Origin of the sequence: Thiolinea disciformis DSM 14473, from assembly GCF_000371925.1 — a bacterium.
GTDB lineage: Bacteria > Pseudomonadota > Gammaproteobacteria > Thiotrichales > Thiotrichaceae > Thiolinea > Thiolinea disciformis.
The window spans coordinates 110,677-133,357 of sequence record NZ_AQVE01000006.1; the positions used below are offsets into that span (position 1 = coordinate 110,677).

Annotated in this window: 19 protein-coding genes; 7 read left to right on the top strand and 12 right to left on the bottom strand. The window is 45.2% G+C overall.

Annotated features, from left to right (window positions below):
* Positions 1 to 20: 20 nt before the first annotated feature.
* The 7 genes from A3IE_RS0106610 to A3IE_RS21945 all read right to left on the bottom strand — a co-directional run bounded on the left by A3IE_RS0106610 (position 21) and on the right by A3IE_RS21945 (position 10,717).
* Positions 21 to 2,513, bottom strand: coding sequence for a glycogen/starch/alpha-glucan phosphorylase (locus tag A3IE_RS0106610; RefSeq protein WP_020394817.1), 2,493 nt, complete (start codon positions 2,511 to 2,513; stop codon positions 21 to 23).
* Between the two features lie 47 nt (positions 2,514 to 2,560).
* Positions 2,561 to 4,018 carry a glycogen synthase GlgA gene (gene glgA / locus A3IE_RS0106615; RefSeq protein ID WP_020394818.1) on the bottom strand — a complete coding sequence of 486 codons (1,458 nt, stop codon included), beginning with the start codon at positions 4,016 to 4,018 and terminating at the stop codon, positions 2,561 to 2,563.
* Positions 4,019 to 4,024: 6 nt separating this feature from the next.
* Complete coding sequence (glgB, locus tag A3IE_RS0106620) at positions 4,025 to 6,253, bottom strand: 1,4-alpha-glucan branching protein GlgB (RefSeq protein ID WP_020394819.1); 2,229 nt, start codon at positions 6,251 to 6,253, stop codon at positions 4,025 to 4,027.
* A 27-nt stretch (positions 6,254 to 6,280) separates the two neighbouring features.
* Positions 6,281 to 7,684 carry a 4-alpha-glucanotransferase gene (gene malQ, locus A3IE_RS0106625; protein WP_020394820.1) on the bottom strand — a complete coding sequence of 468 codons (1,404 nt, stop codon included), beginning with the start codon at positions 7,682 to 7,684 and terminating at the stop codon, positions 6,281 to 6,283.
* Positions 7,681 to 9,411, bottom strand: a complete 1,731-nt coding sequence (locus A3IE_RS0106630; protein WP_020394821.1) for a glycoside hydrolase family 57 protein — start codon at positions 9,409 to 9,411, stop codon at positions 7,681 to 7,683. The genes malQ and A3IE_RS0106630 overlap by 4 nt, the downstream gene beginning before the upstream one ends.
* Positions 9,412 to 9,511: 100 nt before the next feature.
* On the bottom strand, positions 9,512 to 10,066 hold the full coding sequence (locus A3IE_RS21940; protein WP_020394822.1) for a GspH/FimT family pseudopilin: 555 nt from the start codon (positions 10,064 to 10,066) through the stop codon (positions 9,512 to 9,514).
* Positions 10,067 to 10,075: 9 nt separating this feature from the next.
* A complete protein-coding gene (locus A3IE_RS21945) occupies positions 10,076 to 10,717 on the bottom strand; it encodes a GspH/FimT family pseudopilin (protein ID WP_020394823.1) in 642 nt (213 codons plus the stop codon).
* 133 nt (positions 10,718 to 10,850) lie between these two features.
* Here A3IE_RS21945 and hemW point away from each other — a divergent pair, with 133 nt between their 5' ends.
* From hemW to A3IE_RS0106655, 3 genes are all read left to right on the top strand, one after another.
* Positions 10,851 to 12,002 (top strand): radical SAM family heme chaperone HemW, encoded by a 1,152-nt coding sequence (hemW, locus tag A3IE_RS0106645; protein WP_020394824.1) that lies wholly within the window; start codon positions 10,851 to 10,853, stop codon positions 12,000 to 12,002.
* A 537-nt stretch (positions 12,003 to 12,539) separates the two neighbouring features.
* Positions 12,540 to 12,869 carry a hypothetical protein gene (locus A3IE_RS0106650; RefSeq protein ID WP_020394825.1) on the top strand — a complete coding sequence of 110 codons (330 nt, stop codon included), beginning with the start codon at positions 12,540 to 12,542 and terminating at the stop codon, positions 12,867 to 12,869.
* 11 nt (positions 12,870 to 12,880) lie between these two features.
* On the top strand, positions 12,881 to 13,603 hold the full coding sequence (locus A3IE_RS0106655) for an SMI1/KNR4 family protein (RefSeq protein ID WP_026154821.1): 723 nt from the start codon (positions 12,881 to 12,883) through the stop codon (positions 13,601 to 13,603).
* 165 nt (positions 13,604 to 13,768) lie between these two features.
* Here A3IE_RS0106655 and ubiD read toward each other — a convergent pair whose 3' ends face one another.
* Entirely contained in the window at positions 13,769 to 15,238 is a 1,470-nt protein-coding gene (gene ubiD, locus A3IE_RS0106660) for a 4-hydroxy-3-polyprenylbenzoate decarboxylase (protein WP_020394827.1), read from the bottom strand.
* Between ubiD and A3IE_RS0106665 the strand changes: the two genes are divergently transcribed.
* Positions 15,227 to 16,459, top strand: coding sequence for a GNAT family N-acetyltransferase (locus tag A3IE_RS0106665; protein WP_020394828.1), 1,233 nt, complete (start codon positions 15,227 to 15,229; stop codon positions 16,457 to 16,459). The two genes, ubiD and A3IE_RS0106665, sit on opposite strands and share 12 nt — an antisense overlap.
* 55 nt (positions 16,460 to 16,514) lie before the next feature.
* Here A3IE_RS0106665 and A3IE_RS0106670 read toward each other — a convergent pair whose 3' ends face one another.
* The 3 genes from A3IE_RS0106670 to A3IE_RS0106680 all read right to left on the bottom strand — a co-directional run bounded on the left by A3IE_RS0106670 (position 16,515) and on the right by A3IE_RS0106680 (position 19,820).
* Positions 16,515 to 17,750, bottom strand: a complete 1,236-nt coding sequence (locus tag A3IE_RS0106670) for an N-acetylmuramoyl-L-alanine amidase (protein WP_020394829.1) — start codon at positions 17,748 to 17,750, stop codon at positions 16,515 to 16,517.
* 122 nt (positions 17,751 to 17,872) lie between these two features.
* The gene (gene tsaE, locus A3IE_RS0106675) at positions 17,873 to 18,310 is read right to left on the bottom strand and encodes a tRNA (adenosine(37)-N6)-threonylcarbamoyltransferase complex ATPase subunit type 1 TsaE (RefSeq protein WP_020394830.1); all 438 of its coding nucleotides are present in this window, start codon (positions 18,308 to 18,310) and stop codon (positions 17,873 to 17,875) included.
* Positions 18,311 to 18,314: 4 nt separating this feature from the next.
* Complete coding sequence (locus tag A3IE_RS0106680) at positions 18,315 to 19,820, bottom strand: bifunctional ADP-dependent NAD(P)H-hydrate dehydratase/NAD(P)H-hydrate epimerase (protein ID WP_020394831.1); 1,506 nt, start codon at positions 19,818 to 19,820, stop codon at positions 18,315 to 18,317.
* Here A3IE_RS0106680 and queG point away from each other — a divergent pair.
* From queG to A3IE_RS21950, 3 genes are all read left to right on the top strand, one after another.
* Positions 19,819 to 20,898: a tRNA epoxyqueuosine(34) reductase QueG gene (queG, locus tag A3IE_RS0106685; protein ID WP_020394832.1), complete on the top strand. Its 1,080-nt coding sequence runs from the start codon at positions 19,819 to 19,821 to the stop codon at positions 20,896 to 20,898. The genes A3IE_RS0106680 and queG overlap by 2 nt on opposite strands.
* A gap of 137 nt (positions 20,899 to 21,035) precedes the next feature.
* Entirely contained in the window at positions 21,036 to 21,365 is a 330-nt protein-coding gene (locus tag A3IE_RS0106690; RefSeq protein ID WP_033406597.1) for a hypothetical protein, read from the top strand.
* A 182-nt stretch (positions 21,366 to 21,547) separates the two neighbouring features.
* On the top strand, positions 21,548 to 22,312 hold the full coding sequence (locus A3IE_RS21950; RefSeq protein WP_020394834.1) for a DUF3299 domain-containing protein: 765 nt from the start codon (positions 21,548 to 21,550) through the stop codon (positions 22,310 to 22,312).
* Here the strand turns inward: A3IE_RS21950 and A3IE_RS0106700 are convergent.
* Positions 22,309 to 22,680 carry a VanZ family protein gene (locus A3IE_RS0106700; protein WP_020394835.1) on the bottom strand — a complete coding sequence of 124 codons (372 nt, stop codon included), beginning with the start codon at positions 22,678 to 22,680 and terminating at the stop codon, positions 22,309 to 22,311. The two genes, A3IE_RS21950 and A3IE_RS0106700, sit on opposite strands and share 4 nt — an antisense overlap.
* Position 22,681 lies beyond the last annotated feature (1 nt).

Here is a 22,681-nt window from a genome sequence, read left to right on the forward strand (position 1 = left end):
GCCTCTTTTATTTCAAACTATCAATCGTCGCTTAGGGATTTTAAGTGCCAAATATCTTGATTGTATTCGAGCATAGTTCTGTCGGTAGAGAAGAAGCCACTATTTGCCGTATTGAGAATACTCATGCGTGTCCAGCGCTCTTGATCTTGCCATGCCTTAGCAACTTGTTCTTGCATAGCCACATAGCTTCGAAAATCAGCTAGGGTCATCCATGGGTCGTTCGGGTTTAATAGAGCATCAAGCACCCTATCAAAAATCCCCGGCTCCCATTGATTGAAATGACCACTACGAATTAAATCCAGCACACCTTTTAAATCTTCGTCTTGTTCGACATATTCCCAAGGACGATAATTACGACGCAAAGCCTCGACTTCATTAGCACGCAAGCCAAATAAGAAAAAGTTTTCTGCACCTACGGCATCAAGAATCTCAATATTCGCACCATCATAAGTGCCAATGGTTAGCGCTCCATTCATCATGAGCTTCATATTGCCGGTACCAGAGGCTTCTTTCCCAGCCGTAGAAATTTGCTCAGACAAATCCGCTGCTGGCGCAATAATTTCCATACTTGAGACGCGATAATTGGGTAGAAAGGCAAGTTTTAGTTTGCCATCTACCTCAGGATCACTATTGACGACTTGTGCAACGCTATTAATCATCTTAATAATGCGTTTCGCCATGATATAACCGGGCGCCGCTTTCCCACCAATTAAAACGCAGCGATTCACCATATTCTCCGTTTTTCCAAGGCGAATGCGGCGATATAAATGTACTACATGTAATAAATTTAATAATTGGCGTTTATATTCATGAATGCGCTTCACTTGAATATCAAATAAGGCGGTTGGATCAAAATCAACTTGGCATTCTGCCTTAACTAAAGCAGCTAAGCGGCGCTTATTAGCTAGTTTTGTGTCATGCCAACGTTGCTGAAATTCACGCTGCGCTGGTTCTGCATAAGGTTTTAAACCTGCTAATTGGGATAAATCACGTACCCAGCCATCGCCAATTTTTTCGGTAATCAAAGCACTCATTAAAGGATTTGCTTGTGCCACCCAGCGCCGTGGGGTTACCCCATTAGTTTTATTATTGAATTTCTCTGGCCATAATTCATAAAAGTCACGGAATAAACCTTCAATCAATAATTGTGAGTGTAGCGCGGCTACCCCATTAATGGAGAAGCTTCCTACAATAGCGAGCCAAGCCATGCGAACTTGGCGCACTGGGCCTTCTTCAATTAACGACATGCGCCGTTGACGATCCACATCCCCCGGCCAACGCCGCGCGACCTCAGTTAGGAAACGTGCATTGATTTCATAGATGATTTCTAAAAGACGGGGTAAGAGACGTTCAAATAAATGTACAGGCCAACGCTCTAAGGCTTCGGGTAATAAAGTATGATTGGTATACGCCATACATTTCGAGGTAATTTGCCACGCAGCATCCCATTCCAAACCCTTCTCATCTACTAAAATACGCATCAACTCTGCGACTGCAATTGTCGGATGGGTATCATTCATTTGAAACACATTTTCTGCTGCAAAGAAGCGCTCATACTGGGTTTGGCCGCTAGCTTCCCAAATACGGATCGCATCTTTTAAACTCGAGGAAGCGAGGAAATATTGCTGGCGCAAACGTAATTCTTTGCCATTTTCGCTGCTGTCATTCGGATAAAGCACCATGGAAATATGCTCAGCATTATTCTTAGCTTGTACTGCTTCTGAATAACTACCGTCATTAAATTCCTGTAAATCAAATTCATTGGTTGCTGAGGATTTCCATAAGCGCAAGGTATTGACTGTATCGTTTTTATAGCCTGCAATCGGCATATCAAATGGCACAGCGATAACATCCGAGGTTTCTACCCAACGAACGCGTGGTTTTCCCTGTGCATCATTATAACGCTCAGTGCGCCCACCAAATTGAATACGCTGTTTATATTCAGGGCGCTCAATTTCCCAAGGATTTCCATCACTTAACCAATGATCAGGGTCTTCAGCTTGGTAACCATTATTAATACGTTGGCGGAACATGCCATATTCGTAGCGAATGCCATAACCAATCACGGGTAGGCGCAAGGTTGCGCAGCTATCCATAAAGCACGCAGCCAAGCGTCCTAAACCACCATTGCCTAAACCTGCATCTGGCTCTTCTTCAACAATAGCTTCTAAATTGGCACAATAATTATCGAGAGCGGTTTTGACATTCCCAGTAAGGCCGAGGTTGATGAGGTTATTACTTAAGGAGCGACCAATTAGAAATTCTAAGGACATATAATAAGCGCGGCGTGTGCCCGGCTCTAAATAATCCGCCCACGTATTACGCCAGCCCACCATTAAACGCTCGCGAATGGTATAAGCTAACGCCTCATAATTATAAAACTCAGGGCAGCCCTGAAAACGTCCTAGAAAATATGACAAATAGCGATGGTAATCATTACCTAAGGTTTCTGCGTCGTTAGTTAAATACTCTAAACGCATTAGGCGATAATCGGGGTTATTCGCATTACTCATGTAAAAAATCTCTCAAAAACTGAAGGTGGCGCATAGTTGCAACAGAGTTATTGATAAAGCTCTAAATAACGGCGGGCACTTTGCTCCCAACTAAAATCAGTTGTCATTCCACGCTTTTGCCATTGTCGCCATTGCGCTGGGTTATTCGCAAATAAACTCAAGGCCCAGCGTAACGTCCCCAATAGCGCTTGTTGTGAAGGGGTGTAAAATACAAAGCCATTGGCTGTGCCTGCACTGGTATTGTCGGGCGTGGCATTCACAACTGTGTCCGCTAAGCCACCTGTATGAAATACGACGGGCAAAGTTCCATATTTTAAACTGTACATCTGATTTAGACCGCAAGGCTCAAAGCGCGAGGGCATTAAGAATAGGTCTGATCCAGCTTCCAATAAATGCGCTAAGGCTTCGTTATAACCAATATAAACAAATACACGTTCTGGAAAACGCGCGGCTAAGTTATTTAAAGCCTGTTCAAAGTAGCTATGCCCGCTGCCGATGAGAACAAAGTTGGCATTGGTTTCGGCAAGGAGTGTGGGAATCACATCTAACACCATATCAATACCTTTTTGCTCTACAAGTCGGCTGACTAAACCAAGCAAAGGCCGTGCCAACATTTCAGGTGTGACGGTTTTTCCATAGCGCTCAAGCAGGGCTTTTTTATTAGCTTGTTTGCCTTCGATCACTTGCTCTACACCGTAGGGTGGCTGCAAGAATTTATCTGTGCGAGGATTCCATTCGCTGTCATCGATGCCGTTTAGGATACCGTGTAGCTTGTAGGCACGTGAGCGCAGCAAGCCATCCATTCCATAACCAAATTGGGGCGTGCAGATTTCTTTGGCATAGGTTGGACTAACCGTAGTCACTTGATCGGCATAAGCAATGCCTGCTTTGAGCATGGAAAAACCACCGTAAAATTCAACACCTTCTGGTGACCACCAATGCCAAGGTAAATGCAGTTGGTCATAAACCGCCCGTGAAAAATGACCGCCATACGCTAAGTTGTGGATGGTAAACAGGGTGCGTGGGCGCGGATGGAGGGTCTCGACCATGCCCATTAATAAGCCTGTTTGCCAATCATGCGCATGAACCACATCCGGTCGCCAGCCTAAGCCCAAAGCATCGCCTGCCAATTGCGCAGCAGCACGGCAAAATACCGTAAAACGTTCGGCATTATCCGGCCAATCATAGCCGTGCGGATGCATATAAGGATTGCCATGACGCCCAAAGAGAGTAGAGCATTCAATCAGCCACACGGGGAAAGGGAAGGCCGGATGATGAGTTTCCAACACACGAATCCGGTGATTGCGTCCTGTGCCCCAAATATCTAATCCACCCAAGACGATAATTTCGGTGACTAAATCGAGAATATCTTGATAAGCAGGTAGTAGTAATCGTACCTCCGTGTCTAAATCATGTAATGCCCGTGGCAAGCCATATGCTACATCAGCAAGGCCACCGGTTTTAATTAAGGGATAAGCCTCACTGGCTGCAAACAACACTTTCATGCGGGATTAGGCTTCCGAAGAGTCAGAGGATGGTGATGTGGACAAGCTTTCTTCGCTTGCCGCCTTAACACTTTGTAAAAAAACTGCCCCTAAGGGTGGCAGCGTCACTTCCAGTGATTGAGAAAACCCCATCCATGGTTTGCTTTGTACTGCAAGCTTTCCTGCATTGCCGCAGTTACTACCACCATAGTAACCACTATCGGTATTCAAAATTTCACGATAATCCGCGTATTGTGGTATGCCAATCCGATAGTTATGCCGCACAACAGGGGTGAAATTCAAGATAACTATCACTTCTGCGCCCGGGGTACTACTACTGCGCATTAAGCTTAATACGGATTGTTCGGAGTCATTGCAGTCAATCCAGCGGAAACCTTGTGGCTCAAAATCAAACTGATGTAGTGCAGGCAGGGTATTATACAAGCGATTGAGGTCACCAATCAGTTGGCGTAAGGAGTCATGAGCCGGATATTTTAAGAGTGACCAGTCTAGCTCGACATTTTCATTCCACTCAAGCCACTGTCCAAACTCACTGCCCATAAAGAGAAGTTTCTTACCCGGATGGGCGTATTGCCACGCATAGAATAAACGCAAGTTCGCGAACTTCTGCCAATAATCCCCAGGCATTTTACCCAGCATACTGCGTTTCATATGGACGACTTCATCGTGTGATAAAGGCAGCACAAAATTCTCGCTGTAGGCATACATTTGGCTGAAAGTGAGCTGGTTATGGTGATATTTGCGGTAAATCGGGTCTTGGCTAATATAGCGCAAATTATCGTTCATCCAGCCCATATTCCACTTCATGGAAAACCCCAGACCACCAATTTCAATGGGGCGCGACACCGCAGGCCACGAGGTTGATTCTTCCGCAATAGTGACGACACCCGGATATTCCCAGTGCACGATTTTATTAAGTTCGCGTAGGAATTCGACCGCCTCTAAATTCTCACGTCCGCCATATTGATTGGCGACCCATTGCCCTGAGGGACGCGAATAATCTAAGTAGAGCATGGAGGCAACCGCATCCACACGCAGTCCATCAATATGAAATTCATGGATCCAATATAAAGCATTGGCTAGGAGGAAGTTTTTTACCTCTAAGCGCCCATAATCAAAAATCAGCGTACCCCAATCACGATGCTCACCTTTGCGAGGGTCGGCATATTCGTACAGGGGTTCGCCTATAAAGCGTGCTAGGGCGAATTCATCGCGCGGGAAGTGCCCCGGAACCCAATCCAGAATTACGCCTAAATTATTCTGATGGCATTGATCGATGAAATAACGAAAATCTTCTGGCGTACCTTGGCGGGCGCTAGGCGCGTAATATCCCGTTACTTGATAGCCCCACGATTGGTCAAGCGGATGTTCGGAAACCGGCAATAATTCTAAGTGGGTGTAGCCCAATTCGCGTGCATAAGGAATCAGGGTCTCTGCGAGTTCGCGCCACTTATAAAAACTGCCATCCTCATGTTGTCGCCATGAACCGGCATGAACCTCATAAATTGACATGGGTTGATGACGCCAGTCACCTTCCACACGATTTTTTATCCAAGTGTTATCTTGCCATACATAAGTATTTTTTTCTGGAACCCGAGAAGTTGTTTCAGGGCGCAAGAACATCTGTTGTGCATAGGGATCGGTTTTGCGCACAATGGTGTGATGGCGCGATAAAATTTCAAACTTGTACGCTTCGCCCGCAGCCATATCGGGGATAAATAATTCCCAAATACCACTAGCACCACGTGAGCGCATTGGGTGGCGTAAGCCATCCCAATCATTGAAATTTCCCACCACACTGACCCGCAAGGCAGTAGGTGCCCATACCGCAAATTGACAGCCACTCACGCCTTCTATTTCAGTCAGATGCGCACCCAGCATGCGCCAAGCTTGTAGATGCTTACCCTCATTAAACAGGTGCATATCCAGCTCACCAATTTGGGGTGCAAAGGTGTAAGGGCTATAGCCTTCAATCCATTGCTGTGATTTTTTTTCTAGCCAACGCAAAGGGATATGTGGTGAAGCAGGCATCGCTTTCAGGTGTAATTCAAAAGCGTCGGTGCCTTCAAAACGTTGAAAGACTTGACCATCTTGGGTTTCTAGCTGGTCGGCCTGAGGCATAAAGACACGCAAGACCTTGCCAGTCTCGCTATCATGCCAACCTAAATACTGAAAGGGATCGTGATGAGCTCCAGCCTGTAGGCGCTGTAGTTCAGAGTTCAGTTCCGTTGTCATGCTCCTCACTCCTCAATTATTGCTTTATTAGCTATCGGGCTGTGGTTGTAGGCGCTGGTGTTGCGCAAGTTTTTTACGCAAGGTGGTCGCTAAGGTTTCGGGTACTTGATTCCATGTAAAGCGCCATTGCCAATTGTGTGCACCCACCGTACCCGGGGTGTTCATGCGCGCTTCACTACCTAATTCTAGTAAATCCTGCCATGGTAGCATGACTAAACCGGCGCGGCTGGCAAACAGCGCTTCCATCACTAAGGCGCTTATAGAAGAGGTTGTGTCAGTTGAGTTTGACAACATCGCGCGCGCCCAGTCTTGTTGTAAGGTGCTAAGACTATTGAACCAACCCAGCAAGGTATCATTATCGTGAGTTCCACTATAATAAACCGTATTTTCTCGCACATTATGCGGTTTGTGAGGGTTGTCTGCAAAATGATCAAAGGCAAATTGCAACACTGCCATGCCAGGTAAGTGAAATCGGTTCCTGAGGGCATTCACCTCATGGGTGATAATGCCTAAATCTTCTGCCACCAAGGGGAGAATGCCCATTTCGCTTTGGACTTTCTCAAGTAATTGATCGCCGACAACCTTTTGCCAATGCCCATTAATAGCCGTTTCTGAATCATTCGGGATCATCCACACTGCTTCCAAACCGCGAAAATGATCAATCCGCACTAAATCAAAACAGTCAAAATGATAACGTAAGCGCTCGCGCCACCACTGGAACTGCTCCGCCTGCATAAAATCCCAGTTATAGTGCGGATTGCCCCAGCGCTGCCCCGTTTCGGAAAAGTAATCGGGTGGCACCCCGGTTACAAAAGTAGGATGGCGCTGCTCGTCTAAGAGAAAGCGCTCCGGATGCGCCCAAACATCGGCACTATCATAAGCGACGAAAATCGGCATATCGCCAAATAAACGAATACCGCGTTGCTGGGCAGCTTGGCGTAGTTGTTGCCATTGATACCAGCATTCAAACTGTTGTTTGATACGTGCAAAAATCGGCTTGGCATGGTCGGTGCGAAACTGGAGTAGGCTTGCGGGATCACGTAGGCGATAGTGGTCGGGCCAATGAAACCATTCTAAACCCCCTAGTTGTGTTTTTAATTCCATGAATAGGGCGAAGTCGTCTAGCCAAGCGTTATTTTCCGTATACCAACGCGTAAAAAGCGGCCAGCGCGCATCGCCACTTTGTAGATCAGTATCCAGCGCTGTAGCAGGAAATAAGTTGGGATCTAAGGCAAAGGCTGATGTCGATTGATAGGGCGATAGATCGCTTAAAGGCACGCCAATCGGAAGTACCTGCCAAACGCTAATACCGGCTTCTTTCAGCCAATCGAGCCAGCGAATGGCATCCTCACCTAAGCGTCCAGAAGGTAATGATGTTGGGTGTAATAAAATACCGGCTTGGCGTTGATCCGGTAATAACGCTGCAGTCATGCTTTATTCCTACGCATCGTGCCCGCATTTTCTGCGCCCGCTTGATTGCCGGTGGAAAGAGGAACATGAAGTTGCTCAGGAACAGCCAAGCCCAGCATATCGTACAAGCGCATCAATTGCTGGCGATATAATTGTTCAAAATCGCTCACGCTATCGGCTGGATTGTAGTCACCAAACCACCAAAACCAATCCGAACCTTCACAGACAGCCAATTGGCGCTCTGCGGCTAGTTGCTGTTCTGCACTAAGTGTGCCAGCAGCGCTGACTGTATCAAAGGCTTGCTTAGCGGCGACTAAATAATCCCAGCCGCGATTTTTATCGGGTGAACCAATCCAAGTCGAAAAAGAACCATAGACCCAACTACCAGCACAAAGGTTGGGTAAATGTTGCGTGGGTAGGGCTTGTAGATCTGAGAAATGACTGAGTTGTAATACTTCGCTATGTGTCAGGCTAGAATAGAGCGAGTCTAAGAAGGCATAGGCATTTTCAGGATAATATTCCCACGCATTTTCACCATCGAGAATAATAGAAACCACTTGCTGGGCAGCATCACCACCCAAGAAATCGCGAATATTTTCCAGATTTTGGACAAAGTCCGCTACAGCATCGGTGGCGTTCCAAGTGCTGTATTTAAAGCCAATTAAATCCGATAAACCATCGTCACGGAAGAATAAGCGTACTTGATTGTCGCCTTGGCGATAGGGCATAAATAGAGCACGTTTATTGTGAATGTTTTCGGGAGTCGTGCAACTGGAGCGTTGGCAGCTATTACGCCACACACCTTCGCCAGTAGCGGTCCAATTAATTTGGAACTTGTCGAGTAAGGCTAATTCAGCATCGCTTACGGCACCTTCAGAAAGCCATACCCCGCGCGGTGTTTGCCCAAAATACTGTTGGAAAAAGGCAATACCTTTTTCCATATGCCAATGCGTGCGTTCGGTTCCACCCGGATAGTGTGCGCTGCTTGGCATAGGGGCATCCGGCTGGGCGCAGTTCATGCTATGGAAATCTTCCAGCAGCGGCATAATCGGGTGCATATAAGGGGTCATGGACAATTCAATTTGCCCGCGCTCTGCCAAAGCACGATAGCGCGGAATAATGCCCGCAACACAAGCATGAATAATACTGAGTAAACTACGACGATCTGCTGCATTAAATAATGAGCCTTTATTCATCAGGGTTTGTACTGCAGGCGCTAGCTTTAACGCTTGCCCCAGCCAAGACAGATGATACCAAGTCAGCAGATCGAGGAAATATTGGTCACTTAAGTATTCCAGCGCGTATTTATATTTTTTGCGTCCAATGCCAACGCTATCGGTCGCGCCAATCATGGTTAAGAGGCGTTGGAAGCAGGGGTAAGGGTGAATCATACGTGGCGCATGGCAACGCTGGCATTCTTCAATGAGCTCACTGCGTGCTTGCACATCACTAGGAATAGGCGTTAAACCTGCCAGTAGATTTAATAAACGATCTTTGAAGGGCGTATTGTGTTGTAAGTATTGCTGTAGTTGGTGAGCATAATCATTAATTTGCTCTAATAATACAGGCGAGAAGTTGACCACCAAGCGCATACGGGGATGCTGTTCGAGGTGTGTTGCCATATCGCTGTAGTCTTTCATGGCATGGAGGTAGACCCATGGTAGGCGATAGTCGCCATCCAAGCCATCGCGATACCAAGGTTGATGCATATGCCAACACAATACTACATTGAGTTTTTGCTGCCCCATTTGCTACTGCCTTTTCCGCACATGAAGAAATAAACGAGAAGGTCACAGCATAGCATTATATTTATGATAGTCGAAAATATAAAAGCGCTATGAATATGGATTAGCAGCTGGTGCTGTTTTTAAGCGTACAAGCGCGAATACGTCCGGTAATGGCAAAGCTAATTTTTGCAAACAATTGCTGAGTTTGTTGGTGCGAAAGGTGGAGGCTAAATAAGCGGCTTGAGCATTGGCCGGACGGAAGGTAGGTGATGCTTCGGGTAGCGCTACTCACGTTCGCGGCAAGTATATAAGGTGAATGGAGTGAGCCACTACGTTGTACAAGGGTTTCAGGGGTATCCGCTTGTTTATCACCGTCCGTATCAAAAAATAAGGCTTTATCGAAGCGCCCATTGCCATTGTAATCCACAAATACCAACCATCCTTGTGAATAATCATTTGCCTCCAAATCACATTGCTCTTGGTCGGTGCTAGCGCAAAAGGTAACTGGATAGCCGCGTTTGGCAGCTTCGCTACGCGCTAAATAAAGGCTAGAGACCACTTGATTAGTAAAAGTAATTTGCTGATTCCTTTCGATCATAGACTTTACATTGGGGAAAGCCATCGTAGCCATGATGCTGCTAATGGCTACTGTGATCAATAACTCGGTTAAGGTCATGTAACTAGCTCAGCAGTTAGTATTACGCTTGAGATCGCAGGTACGCACCCGTCCTGTTGGTTCGATATTAACCCGCAGGCGTGTATCAGTAGGTTCTTTAGCTAAGCTCAGTTTAAAATGGACGTCCTTAATTTGCCCCTGTAAAGCACCGTTTGGTAAATAGGTTAGGGTATTATTCGTAGCGCGGGCACCACTAGGCATACTGCTTAGCCCCACCGTACCGGAAGAAGAGTTGCTATAAGCGATTTCTAATACGTAAGCCGGATTTGGCTCGGTCGTGAATAAGACTTTTTCTGCAATATCAGCACTGCCATTATTATCCCAATCTACTGTGACTGAGGGCTCATAAAGACCGTTATTATTGAGATCCAGAAAGCCAAACCAACCCGCCGCATAGTCCTGATTTGAGCTAGAACATACTGTGCTTGTTGGCGTGTCAGAAGGGCATATTTTTACAGGATAGCCTGTCTTAGCGGATTCACTACGCGCCAAGTAAAGATTGCTGACGACCTGATTGGCATAGGCTTTGACGCCATTCGTTTCAATCATGGACTTAAGGTTGGGAAGCGCGAATGCGGCTAAGATAGAGGCCACAGCGACGGTAACTAATAGTTCAGGTAAGCTGAAACCTAACGATTTATTGTTGTTCATGACACGTCGGATACTGGTGGGATTAAAATTAATTATAAGCTATTTGCATATTAAGTCAGCCTTTCTGAGACAAATGGTCGCGCCTTGGCTCAGTTTACATTAAGCTTGGTGCCGTTTTGTTTGGTAATAATTTATGACCCCGATTCCCCTCGCGTTGTACATTCATATTCCTTGGTGTATTCGCAAATGCCCTTACTGCGATTTCAATTCACACCAAAGTCCTAATGAGTTGCCAGAAGGCGCGTATGTCGATGCCTTATTGGCCGATTTAGCGAGTGAAATGCCCTCTATTTGGGGGCGTCGCTTAGAGTCCATTTTTATAGGTGGGGGCACACCGAGTTTATTTTCAGCGCCAAGTATTGAGCGTTTATTGTGCGGCATTCAGGCACTTTTGCCATTTCGTCCGAATATCGAAATTACCTTAGAAGCCAATCCAGGCACTTTTGAGCAAGAAAAATTCCGCCACTTTCGCCAAGCGGGTATTAATCGTTTATCGGTGGGCATCCAAAGTTTTAACGATAAGCATCTAAAAGCCCTAGGGCGAGTACATAATCGAGCGGAAGCGTTAAACGTGACGCAAATTGCCCGTAACGCGGGATTTGATAATGTTAATTTGGATTTAATGTTTGGTTTGCCCGATCAAACGATTGAGCAGGCCATGCAAGATTTGCAACAAGCCATTAGTTTAGCACCCACGCATTTATCATGGTATCAACTCACGTTGGAGCCAAATACGCTGTTTCATAAACAGCCTCCCATTTTGCCAGATGATGACTTAATCGCCGATATACAGCAGCGAGGCCAAGCTTTATTAGCCGATTCGGACTATCAACAATATGAGGTTTCTGCTTATAGCAAGGCTGGTTTCCAATGTCGGCATAATCGTAATTATTGGGAGTTTGGCGATTATGTAGCGATTGGTGCAGGCGCGCACGGTAAAATTACCCAAGCGCATGATTTCAGCATTCAGCGCTATCAAAAATACCGCCAACCTGCCGACTATATGAAAAAGGCTTTGGAGGGCACTGCAAGAAGCACACAGGAATTCATTGCGGCGACGGAAGTGAATTTTGAGTTTATGCTTAATGTTTTGCGTTTGCGCGATGGTTTTGAGTTGGCCTTGTTTACTGAAAGGACAAAATTGCCAGTCGAGCAACTTGAGCAAGGCATTCAAAAAGGTATAGAGCAGGGGTTGTTAGTGCGAAATGGTGGTCATTTGAAGCCAACAGCATTAGGCTGGCGGTTTTTGAATCAGGCGATTGCGTTGTTTTTGGGGCCTAAATAAAGCCAGCATTTTTTCTAGAGCCTTGGTCTTCACTTTATAGTTAATAGCACCCTTTCTAAAAAGGATGATTTGTCCAGCGAAATGAGGACAGCCCTTATATTTCTGAGCCATTGGCCTCAAAGAAGAGCCTCGAATATCATAAGATTTATTTAAGTCTACGGTTTCGAGTTTTTTAGGTTGAGTCTCAATCGACATTTGGTCATTTTTGAGATGAAATTTCACCGATCATTCAGTAATAGCGCTTTCATTATCTAACGCTGAAAAAAGTAAAGATATTTTCCTCTAATACTATTTTTCTTGGCATTAAAAAGCTGCAGTATTTCGAAGTGTTTGAAGCAATGGGGGGCTTAAAGATACTGTTGCTCGCATCACTTTTAATGCTGTTTTTTACTGCGCAACAACATGAGGCTATTTTTGATTTATAATCGGGAATTGGCTAATAAGTGATTTATGAAAGAGGTCTAATGATGGTTAATAGTGTAAGGTAAGTTGTAATTGTGAATCTCAGGCGAAAGCTTAATAGATGTGAGAGAAATTATGGAAGATAAAGTAAGCATTGTTCAATTAAAAAAAATAACCAATTATATTTTCGATAGTATAATTCAAGATTTGAAAATTAATACTGTTCAACTAAATGATGATATGTATTGGAGTATAGATGAAGATGAGCTTTATGAGATAAATAAAGAGCCAAGTAATTTCGGTATTGGCCAATTATATGATGATCTTTTCTTCTTGAGAAAGATAGTGACTGAGCCGAAAAATACAACGTCTCTAATGTTTATGCACTTAGCACCTATACTTATATATCTTGCTAAAAAAATCGATTGGTATAGTAAAGAGCTTGTTGATAAAACTGAAGTGTAATAAGTAATTTTATGAAAAGTATGCGTAAAATTTTAGCTGATTTTAAAGCAATACCTGATATACTATTTTTTCAGCCCTTAGAGCTTAGTGATCTTGAGCATATTTTTTCAATTAAAAACATCCATATCCATGCTAGTTATAAAGAATTTCTCATTATAACGAATGGGCTTTCTGCCTATGGTAACTATTTTAGGCTATATGGAATCAGTCCTAATCACGACATGAACTTATTCACGTGGAATGACTATGAGCGCTGGCGATTTGCTTGGTCGCCGGTGCTTGATAATTATTTTTGTTTTGGCGAAACAGCATGGGGAGATCAATATGCGTATCAGATTGATATAAATGGTTATTTATCAAAAGAAATTTATATCCTAGAGGCTCATACGATGAATATCGAGATGAAGTATGACAGCTTAGAGGATTTTTTGGAGCAAGAGTTTAGAGAGAATGCGATAAATCCCTTTGATGAGAGTATTTACAGGTTGCGTCAAAAACTGGGGGATATAGCGCTAGAAGATCATCTAGTTCAATCACCCTCCCCACTTTTAACAGAGCATGAAACGAATGACTCCATACAAAAAATGCGTGCTTCTATAGCGATGATCATCAATGGCGACATTTATACTCAACTAAATACTAGAGAGCCTGAGGGGAAAATGCTTAGTAAGCTTGAGCCCTATACCGACGAAAAGGGTCGAGCTAGAGTTCGATTTTTATTCAAAAAAGATTAATAGACTTTTGTGAAAGTCGAAAATTGAGCCATTTCATGTTTCTGCTAAAGCTTGTTCTGTATAGCGCTTCTGCCCAGCACTGATCAAAATTTAGCCCATAAAGCTGCTTAACAAATGACTTTCGCAGGAGGTTTAATGGGCTGATGTTCTTATGGAGTTGTTAGGTTATAAATCTAAACCCAACTTTTTCCATATTCCATCCACTTTATCCTTCACCCCCTGATCCATCACAATCGGTGTGCCCCATTCACGATTAGTTTCGCCCGGCCATTTATTAGTAGCATCCAATCCCATTTTTGAACCTAAACCGGAAATGGGGGAGGCGAAGTCCAAATAATCAATCGGGGTATTTTCAATCAAAGTAGTATCGCGTGCAGGATCCATACGTGTCGTCATCGCCCAGATCACATCTTTCCAATCACGGGTATTAATATCGTCATCCACCACGATGATGAATTTGGTGTACATGAATTGGCGCAAGAATGACCAAACCCCCATCATGACGCGCTTCGCATGACCCGCATATTGTTTCTTAATACTGACAATGGCCATGCGGTAGGAACAGCCCTCGGGGGGCAAGTAGAAATCTACAATTTCCGGAAATTGTTTTTGCAAAATTGGCACAAAGACTTCATTTAAGGCTAAGCCCAAAATTGCGGGTTCATCCGGTGGACGGCCCGTATAGGTGCTGTGGTAAATCGGATTTTTGCGGTGAGTAATACGCTCAATGGTGAACACCGGGAAGCTATCCACTTCATTGTAATAGCCAGTGTGATCACCGAATGGGCCTTCGGGTGCTGTATCATTGGGATAAATAAATCCTTCCAGCACATATTCCGCCGTCGCTGGGACTTGCAATTCGGATAATAAAGCCTTGGCTAATTCGGTGCGCGAGCCACGCAATAAACCCGCAAATGCATATTCGGATAAGGTATCAGGAACGGGCGTTACTGCGCCTAGAATCGTCGCAGGATCAGCGCCCAGTGCGACCGCAACAGGGAAGGGTTGGTTCGGGTGTTTTACCTGCCAATCCCGAAAATCCAACGCACCACCACGATGTGATAACCAACGCATAATGACGCGATTTTTGCCAATCACTTGTTGACGATAAATGCCTAGATTTTGACGTTTTTTCTCAGGCCCTTTCGTGATGACTAAACCCCAAGTAATCAAAGGGGCAGCATCCCCCGGCCAACAATGCTGAATTGGTAATTCACTTAGATCAATAGCATTCCCTTGCAGCACCATTTCTTGGCACGCGGGGCGGCTCACGGTTTTGGGCGCCATATCCAACACTTTTTTGAAGATAGGCAGTGCATTTAAAGCATCTTTAAAGCCTTTAGGTGGTTCAGGCTGTTTTAAAATCGCGAGCAGTTTGCCAATTTCACGTAGGGCTTCCGTCGAACTTTCGCCCATGCCTAAGGCGACGCGGCGGGGTGTGCCAAATAAATTGGCGAGCACAGGCGTGGTATGGCCTTTGGGATGTTCGAATAATAGAGCAGGGCCGCCAGCACGCAGCACGCGGTCAGCAATTTCGGTCATTTCTAAATACGGGTCAACTTCGACGCTAATGCGTTTCAGCTCACCCATGGCTTCCAGTTGTTGGATAAAGTCGCGTAAGTCATGATAGTTCATGGCTTGATGATAACGGAAATTGCTAGAGGCGTTAATGGTACTTGCTCTAGTTTAATGAACTGGCACAATGCTGGTATGCAAATTGAAATCATTACCCAGTTGAATGAGGTTCCTGCGGCGGCATGGAATGCGTTAGTACAGGACAATAATCCTTTTGTGCGCCACGAGTTTTTGAGTGCGCTCGAAACGCATGGTTGTGTAGGCAAAAAGTTTGGTTGGTTGCCGTGCCATATTTTAGTCTATGACGCCGGTGAGTTGATTGGCGCTATGCCTTTGTATGAAAAATATAATTCTTATGGTGAGTTTGTATTTGATCACGCTTGGGCCGAAGCTTATAAGCGCTATGGCTTGCGTTATTTTCCCAAATTAGTGTCCTCTGTCCCTTATTCACCCGTCAGTGGCCAGCGCCTATTAGCTAAAACAGGCATGGAAAAAGCGGTTTTCCCCCGTTTAGTACACGCTGCTTGTGAATTAGCAAAAACCAAGCAAGCCAGTGGTGTGCATTGGTTGTTCGCCAATGAACAAGATTGGCTCGAAACCCAAAACCTAGTGACCCGCCATGATTGCCAATATCACTGGCGCAATTTTCATTATCAACATTTTGATGCGTTTCTTGAAACACTACAGCCCAAAAAACGTAAGAATATCAAGCAGGAGCGCCGTAAGGTTAAGGAATCTGGGGTAACACTCCGTTGTTTGAATGGCCATACGGCCTGCGATCAAGATTGGGCGCGCTTTGCCTTTTTTTATCAACACACGTTTGAAAGTAAGTGGGGGATACCTACCTTAAATGAAGGATTTTTTAAGGCGGTCGCAAAAGCCTTACCTGAGCAAGTGCTATTAGTGATGGCGGACAAAGATAATGAATGTATCGCCGGTTCATTAATGTATATCAGTAACACAAGACTTTATGGGCGGCATTGGGGTTGTGTGGAATATATTGATAGCCTGCATTTTGAAGCTTGTTATTACCAAGGTATTGAATATTGTATTGAGCATCAGTTAACTCTATTTGAACCAGGTGCGCAGGGTGAACATAAAGTGGCTCGCGGCTTTATTCCAACGTTAACGCGATCAAGCCATTATTTAGTCGAAGCGGGTTTTCGCCCAGCCATCAAGCAACACGCTCAATTCGAACGGCGCGCAGTGGCTGACTATATGCAGGAATTAAAAACACATTTGCCGTATCGGCAGGGATTTTTAGACGCGTTTAAGGGATAAAAAAAAGCCGGACAAAAGCATCCGGCTAACAAGAGATCCAACCTTCGAAACCTTTTTAAGCGTAACGTTCTTGCGTTTCTGCGAAGGCTTGCTGATAACTACGTACGCCCTTAAATATTGCATCGGCTAATTGCTGTTGATAATTATCGGTGCGTAGCCGTTTTTCTTCTAAGCGATTACTTAAAAATGCAGTCTCTACTAGCATAGATGGAATATCTGGTGCTTTCAATACCATAAATCCAGCACTTTCCACTTGTGAGCGTAGAGGATTATTCACCGCCGCTAATTCCCGCAAAGTTCGCTTAGCTAATTCCAAGCTTTTCTCTAGTGTCGCATTTTGACTTAAATCAAGCAATATCGGCGCTACTTTATTGTGTTCATCGCCTAAGGTTAAATCACCGAGTTTAAGGCCAAAAGCATTATTTTCACTTTCAGCTAGTAAACGGGCAGCCTCACTGGATGCACCATTTTGTGATAAAACATAGACAGACGAGCCATGCACTTGCGACCTGTTATTAGCATCCGCATGGATAGAGATAAACAAATCAGCATTATTGCGTCTGGCAATGTCCAAACGCTGGCGCAACGGAATGAAGGTGTCACTGTCTCGGGTCATGACTACTTTCATGTTCGAGTCGCGCTCAATTCTGCTTTTTAGCTTGCGCGCTACACCAAGCACCACGTCTTTCTCTCTAGTGCCAAGACGACCAATTGCACCAGGATCATGACCACCATGTCCAGCATCCAGTACCACGACAAAACGACCTTTTTGAGGCGGGGCGGATGAGCTAGGCGTGAGTGTTGAGGGTGTTGTAGCGACAAGCGGCGGCGTACGCGTAGCGCTAGTACTGGAGCCATTCGCCTGTAAGCTGACGGTTAGGATATGATCGCCACGCTTGGCTTTTAAGCTTGACGAAACGGCTACATTGCTGAGCATATCCAAAACAATACGCAAACCACCATCGGGTCGAGTCGCATAACGAATGCCCGCTAACGGTGGCCGATCATAGCGTCCTTGCTTGATCGAGCCTTTGATTGTGGTCCGATCTAAATCAATGACCACCCGTTCTGGATCACTCAACTTAAAAACTTTATATTTCGTCGTATCACTCAAGACGAACGAAACGTGTAAGGCATTACCCTCACTTGCAAGACTAGCGCCAGTTAAACTAGTGCCGGAGGCGGCAACCGATAAACGCGTAAGCAACAGCGGGCTGCTGACGGCTAGCAAACTAGTCACGGCTCCCATTTTTAATAAGAAATTTCGACGCGTTGTTTGGTCTTTTTTCATAATTTTTCCCAGCCTTGTTTATCCTGTAAGGTGGGGGGCCCCTGAACAAAAAACTACTAATGCTGCAATCTTAGCGCAGCATGAACATTTTTCAAGTATCTTTTTATGAATGTTTTGTAAGATTATGAAAATAAAGGTTTATTGGATTTTATGGAAATACAGCGTGCATCAGTTTTGTGTTGTATACTAAGCGTTACATCAGCCGCTGGTAAAATACCAGCACCTTTTTCTGGCCATTCAATTAAAACTAGGTTGTTAGGTTGGAGGTAATCACGGATACCCATAAACTCCAATTCTTCTGGATCAGCTAGGCGATATAAATCGAAATGATAAATAGCGCGTGCGGCAAGTTGATAGTGTTCGACTAGGGTATAAGTGGGACTTTTGACAATACCTTGATAGCCTAATGCACGTAATAGCCCGCGTACTAGCGTAGTTTTTCCAGCCCCTAAATCACCTTCCAAAAAAACCAAATTTCCATTGGGTAAGGACTTGGCTAGATCAGCACCTAATCCAAGAGTGGCCGCTTCGTCGGCTAAATCTAATTGATAAGCAAACATGAAATTAGGTTGATCCTTTAGGGGTTGCAGGGTTAACGAAGGCACGCAAAGTGCCTAAAACATCGCTGGCGAGTAAACCACGCTCACCCCGTTGCGCGGCTTGGTCGGCGGTGTGGGCGTGTAAATAAACGCCTAGCTCGGCCGCTTGTTGCAAGTTTAAACCTTGGGCGATGAGGCCAGTAATCATACCAGTCAAGATATCGCCCATACCACCTGAAGCCATACCCGGATTACCAAGGGTACAAAATGCGACATTTTGTGCACTAGCCACTAAAGTTCCAGCACCTTTTAGGACTATAACGCCACCGTATTGTTGTTGTAGTTGTTTCGCTGCGGCGACACGATCACGCTCGATATCGGGCACAGTGCAATTCAACAAGCGTGAGGCTTCACCGGGGTGGGGGGTGAGTACCCAGCGTTCATTGTGCCAACGCAAATTAGCGAGCAAGTTTAAAGCATCTGCATCCACGACTAAAGGGCAATCAGTCGTCAATGCCAAGCGCAGTAATTCATCAGCCCAATAGTTTTGTCCCAAACCCGGACCAATGGCTAAGACGGTTTTATTTAACATCAAAGTACGTAGTGACTCGCTTTGGTCAAGACTATGTACCATAAGTTCAGGGCGCATTAGGTTGAGAAATGCGGCATGGCTGGGATGCGTTGCGATGGAGACTAGACCACTTCCCACCCGTAGAGCCGCTTCGCCTGCGAGTCGGATAGCGCCACTCATACCGGCAGCGCCACCAATGAGTAAACAATGGCCAAACTGTCCCTTGTGAGCGCTACGGGCACGTGGCTTTAAGCTTTGACGTAACTGATAGTTACTAAGTGTGTATTGAGCATCAGGCACACGCTTATAAAGTGCTGGTGGAATAGACAAACTCTCCAGATGGATTTGCCCAGTATAATCGCGGGCTTGTCCAGTTAATAAGCCTTGCTTAAGGCCCATAAAGGTCACGGTGACATGAGCTTTTATGGCATTGCCAAATACTTGCCCCGTATCTGCATTTAGGCCTGAAGGAATATCGGCGGACAGGACGGGAGTCCCTTGCTGATTAATGGTGTCAATCGCGGATTTATAAGCTCCCTCCAAAGCACGGGTTAAACCGGTACCAAAAATCGCATCAACAATGACATCCACATCAGGTAATTCACCTTGGTAGTTATCTATAACGCCACCGGCTGCAAAATAATCTTGGCAAGCTTGGCGTGCAGCGCCGGTTAAATTTGCCGGTTCGGCAAGGGTGAGTAGCGTCACTTTGATGCCTTGTTGTCTGGCTAAGCGACCGAGTACATAGCCATCACCGCCATTATTTCCCATCCCACAGACAACGCAGATACGTTGCGCTTTAGGCCAGTGGAGTTTTAGATAGCGTAATAAGGCTTGGCCAGCGCGCTCCATCAGGGTATAGGCGTGAATGCCACATTCCTCAATCGCCAAACGATCCAATTCACGGACTTGTGCAGTCGTGTAAACTGTATGGGTTTTAATACTTAGATCGCTAGTCATGTCCGAATCCTGTGCAAGCTATATCCCTCTGAATATTAACGCTAAATTGAATGAATGGGGAAAACAACTTGGCTTTGCGGCGGTAGGTATAAGTTCAGTGGATCTTTCCCAAGCGGAATTGCGACTACTACACTGGCTGGCAAAAAATTATCACGGCACAATGGATTGGATGGAGCGTCATGGGACTAAGCGTTCACGTCCTGCTGACTTGGTGGGGGGCACGCTTAGTATCATTAGTGTGCGGATGAATTATTTACCACCTGAGGGCGCTGATCCAATGATGGTACTCAATCATCCCGAGTTAGGCTATATTTCACGTTATGCCTTGGGGCGTGATTACCATAAAGTGCTGCGGCAACGCTTGGAGCAATTCGCACAACACTTACAGAACGAATGGGGAAAATTCAATTATCGCGTTTTCACCGACAGTGCGCCGGTTTTAGAAAAGCCGATTGCTGTTAAAGCGGGGCTTGGCTGGATGGGAAAACACACCAATATTTTGAGCCGTGATGCAGGTTCTTGGTTTTTTCTGGGTGAGATTTACACGGATTTACCCTTAGCGGAGACGGGAGCTTTAAGCGAACATTGTGGCGCTTGTACGGCCTGCATCGAGGTTTGTCCCACGAAGGCTATTATTGCGCCTTATCAATTGGATGCGCGGCTTTGTATTTCTTATCTGACCATTGAACATAAAGGTTCTATTCCCGTTGCGCTACGTCCTTTGATGGGCAATCGTATTTATGGCTGTGATGATTGCCAATTAATTTGCCCTTGGAACCGTTTTGCCCAGTACTCACCTGAAGCTGATTTCGCAGTGCGCCATGCGCTTGACCAAGCGCATTTGTTGGCCTTATTAGAGTGGAGTGAGAACGAATTTCTTAATCGTTTTCAAGGTTCAGCGATTCGACGCATAGGGTATATAAGCTGGCGACGTAATATTGCAGTCGCTTTGGGGAATGCGCCAGCTAGCCCCAGTGTGGTGTACGCCTTACAAAACGCCTTAGCAAAAACCGACAATACTTTATTAGCAGAACATCTGGCTTGGGCACTGCAGCGTCAGCAGGCAAAAAGGCATTAAGTGTTGCTTGAATCTACAGTTAATCTGCTCATTTCAACCAATTATCGCTGATCTCGCCTTTTATCTATAATTTGAATGCGTTAATTAATTAATTTGATAATATTCAAAGCATACAAACAAACCCCAAGACAAAGACCATGAAAGCCATAATAATAAGACCGACCCAACGGTTAGCCTTGGCTGTGTTATGTGGAACAACATTAGCCGGTTGCTCAGGTATAGAACAAAATTACGTCTATCAGAGTTGGGAGAAACAAGCTTACGCCGCTTATAGCGCACAGCAACCCAATCAAACTATTAGTAGTGTCCCTGCAATTTTTAGAACCTTGCCGTCCAGTAATGTGCCACAAAACAATGTAGTACTGACTGCATCGAATAATAAACCCGTCGTGCCCAACAACAAAGTGCCACAAAAACCACTTAACACTCAAGAAGCAGATTATATCGCAAATTTCTATGGTTTATGACTTAGACAATTTATTGTTAGCCCCTAGAGTCTGTTAGCGCGGACTCTGACTTAACGCAGAGGTCTTAGCCCTTCCTTTGCGTTTTTTAGCCAGGTTTTTAACCTGGCTTTTTTCTATGTGTCGTTTTTAGCCTTTGTTTGCTATTGTTATACTAATAAATGAACATAAGTCTTTTTAAGTCCATGAAATCAACGCTTATAGTATTTGCCGTCTCCGGCTTAATCCTTAGCCTAAGTGCTTGCAGTGATAAATCAGCTGTTTCAGAGTCGGCTCAAACAAAGCCTAATACTGTAGTGGCCGCAGAAAAACCAGCTAGTAGTACTACGCCGCAAAGCACAGCGGAGCCAGTACCTACTACAGTAGATACTAAACAAGAAAATGGCATATTACAGTTAACATGGAATCACTTAACGCCTCAAGGGGCAGATGTTGAAACCATGATGGCGAAGTATCAAGGCCAAATCACCCAAGTAGCGAAAGACTCACCCGAAGAAAAAGCGTTGTTGGATACTATTATGGACGACTTTAGCAAAGCGCCTACTAATCCAGCACTAGCTGGAAAACGGATACAAATTGCTGGTTATGTCTCACCATTAGCAGAAAAAGATGGGCAAGTCTCAGAGTTTTTATTAGTGCCTTATATAGGCTCTTCGCTGGATATGCCACCGCCGCCAGCTAATCAAATTATTTGGGTCAAGCCCAAAGTTGGACAGAGTATTGCCGTGTCGGACATGTATCAGCCGGTTTCTGTTATCGGTGATTTGAAAGTAGAAAGTCTTGTGACAGACGCGGCAAAGGCCGGGTATCAGCTTGAGAATGCTGAGGTGCAGCCTTATTCGGAGTCTAGCTTGCCCGGTGTGGAGGAGCTAGATGAGGAAATTGCATCGCCCGAATCCGAAGAAGATGCTCCAACAATAGAACAAGCTCCTGCGGAAACTAAGCCTTAAGCATAACGAGGCTTAACTTGTAAAATGGCGCGGAAAAGTAGCCAATAGAGTAAGACGCCCAAGGCATCTGCTACAAAATCCGCAACTGAGAAACTGCGCCATGTCGTAAAGTATTGTAGGCACTCAATCAAAATACCATAGCCTAATAAGATGGGGACTTGGAAGCGTAAGAAATTTCGATTGCTTGCCATATCTAATAAAGCAGCAAAGCCGAAAAAGGCGAATGTATGCATCATCTTGTCATTAGCTTTGGGCAAATCTTCCGTTGGCATGAGTGCAGCCACTAAGCCTAAGAGTAATAAAACGACAAAGAGTATTTTTAAATAGCGCTGCTGAGTGGAGGAGCGCTGAAATAATGATTTAAACAAG

What these genes read in the sequence shown, in the direction of transcription:
- A3IE_RS0106610 (WP_020394817.1), bottom strand. Translation starts at nt 2,513, where the DNA reads ATGAGTAATGCGAATAACCCCGATTATCGCCTAATGCGTTTAGAGTAT.
- ubiD (WP_020394827.1), bottom strand. Translation starts at nt 15,238, where the DNA reads ATGAACTATCATGACTTACGCGACTTTATCCAACAACTGGAAGCCATG.
- A3IE_RS0106680 (WP_020394831.1), bottom strand. Translation starts at nt 19,820, where the DNA reads ATGACTAGCGATCTAAGTATTAAAACCCATACAGTTTACACGACTGCA.
- malQ (WP_020394820.1), bottom strand. Translation starts at nt 7,684, where the DNA reads ATGACTGCAGCGTTATTACCGGATCAACGCCAAGCCGGTATTTTATTA.
- A3IE_RS21950 (WP_020394834.1), top strand. Translation starts at nt 21,548, where the DNA reads ATGAAATCAACGCTTATAGTATTTGCCGTCTCCGGCTTAATCCTTAGC.
- A3IE_RS21945 (WP_020394823.1), bottom strand. Translation starts at nt 10,717, where the DNA reads ATGAACAACAATAAATCGTTAGGTTTCAGCTTACCTGAACTATTAGTT.
- A3IE_RS0106665 (WP_020394828.1), top strand. Translation starts at nt 15,227, where the DNA reads ATGATAGTTCATGGCTTGATGATAACGGAAATTGCTAGAGGCGTTAAT.
- A3IE_RS0106670 (WP_020394829.1), bottom strand. Translation starts at nt 17,750, where the DNA reads ATGAAAAAAGACCAAACAACGCGTCGAAATTTCTTATTAAAAATGGGA.
- tsaE (WP_020394830.1), bottom strand. Translation starts at nt 18,310, where the DNA reads ATGTTTGCTTATCAATTAGATTTAGCCGACGAAGCGGCCACTCTTGGA.
- hemW (WP_020394824.1), top strand. Translation starts at nt 10,851, where the DNA reads ATGACCCCGATTCCCCTCGCGTTGTACATTCATATTCCTTGGTGTATT.
- queG (WP_020394832.1), top strand. Translation starts at nt 19,819, where the DNA reads ATGTCCGAATCCTGTGCAAGCTATATCCCTCTGAATATTAACGCTAAA.
- A3IE_RS0106655 (WP_026154821.1), top strand. Translation starts at nt 12,881, where the DNA reads ATGAAAAGTATGCGTAAAATTTTAGCTGATTTTAAAGCAATACCTGAT.
- A3IE_RS21940 (WP_020394822.1), bottom strand. Translation starts at nt 10,066, where the DNA reads ATGACCTTAACCGAGTTATTGATCACAGTAGCCATTAGCAGCATCATG.
- A3IE_RS0106650 (WP_020394825.1), top strand. Translation starts at nt 12,540, where the DNA reads ATGGAAGATAAAGTAAGCATTGTTCAATTAAAAAAAATAACCAATTAT.
- glgA (WP_020394818.1), bottom strand. Translation starts at nt 4,018, where the DNA reads ATGAAAGTGTTGTTTGCAGCCAGTGAGGCTTATCCCTTAATTAAAACC.
- A3IE_RS0106630 (WP_020394821.1), bottom strand. Translation starts at nt 9,411, where the DNA reads ATGGGGCAGCAAAAACTCAATGTAGTATTGTGTTGGCATATGCATCAA.
- A3IE_RS0106690 (WP_033406597.1), top strand. Translation starts at nt 21,036, where the DNA reads ATGAAAGCCATAATAATAAGACCGACCCAACGGTTAGCCTTGGCTGTG.
- glgB (WP_020394819.1), bottom strand. Translation starts at nt 6,253, where the DNA reads ATGACAACGGAACTGAACTCTGAACTACAGCGCCTACAGGCTGGAGCT.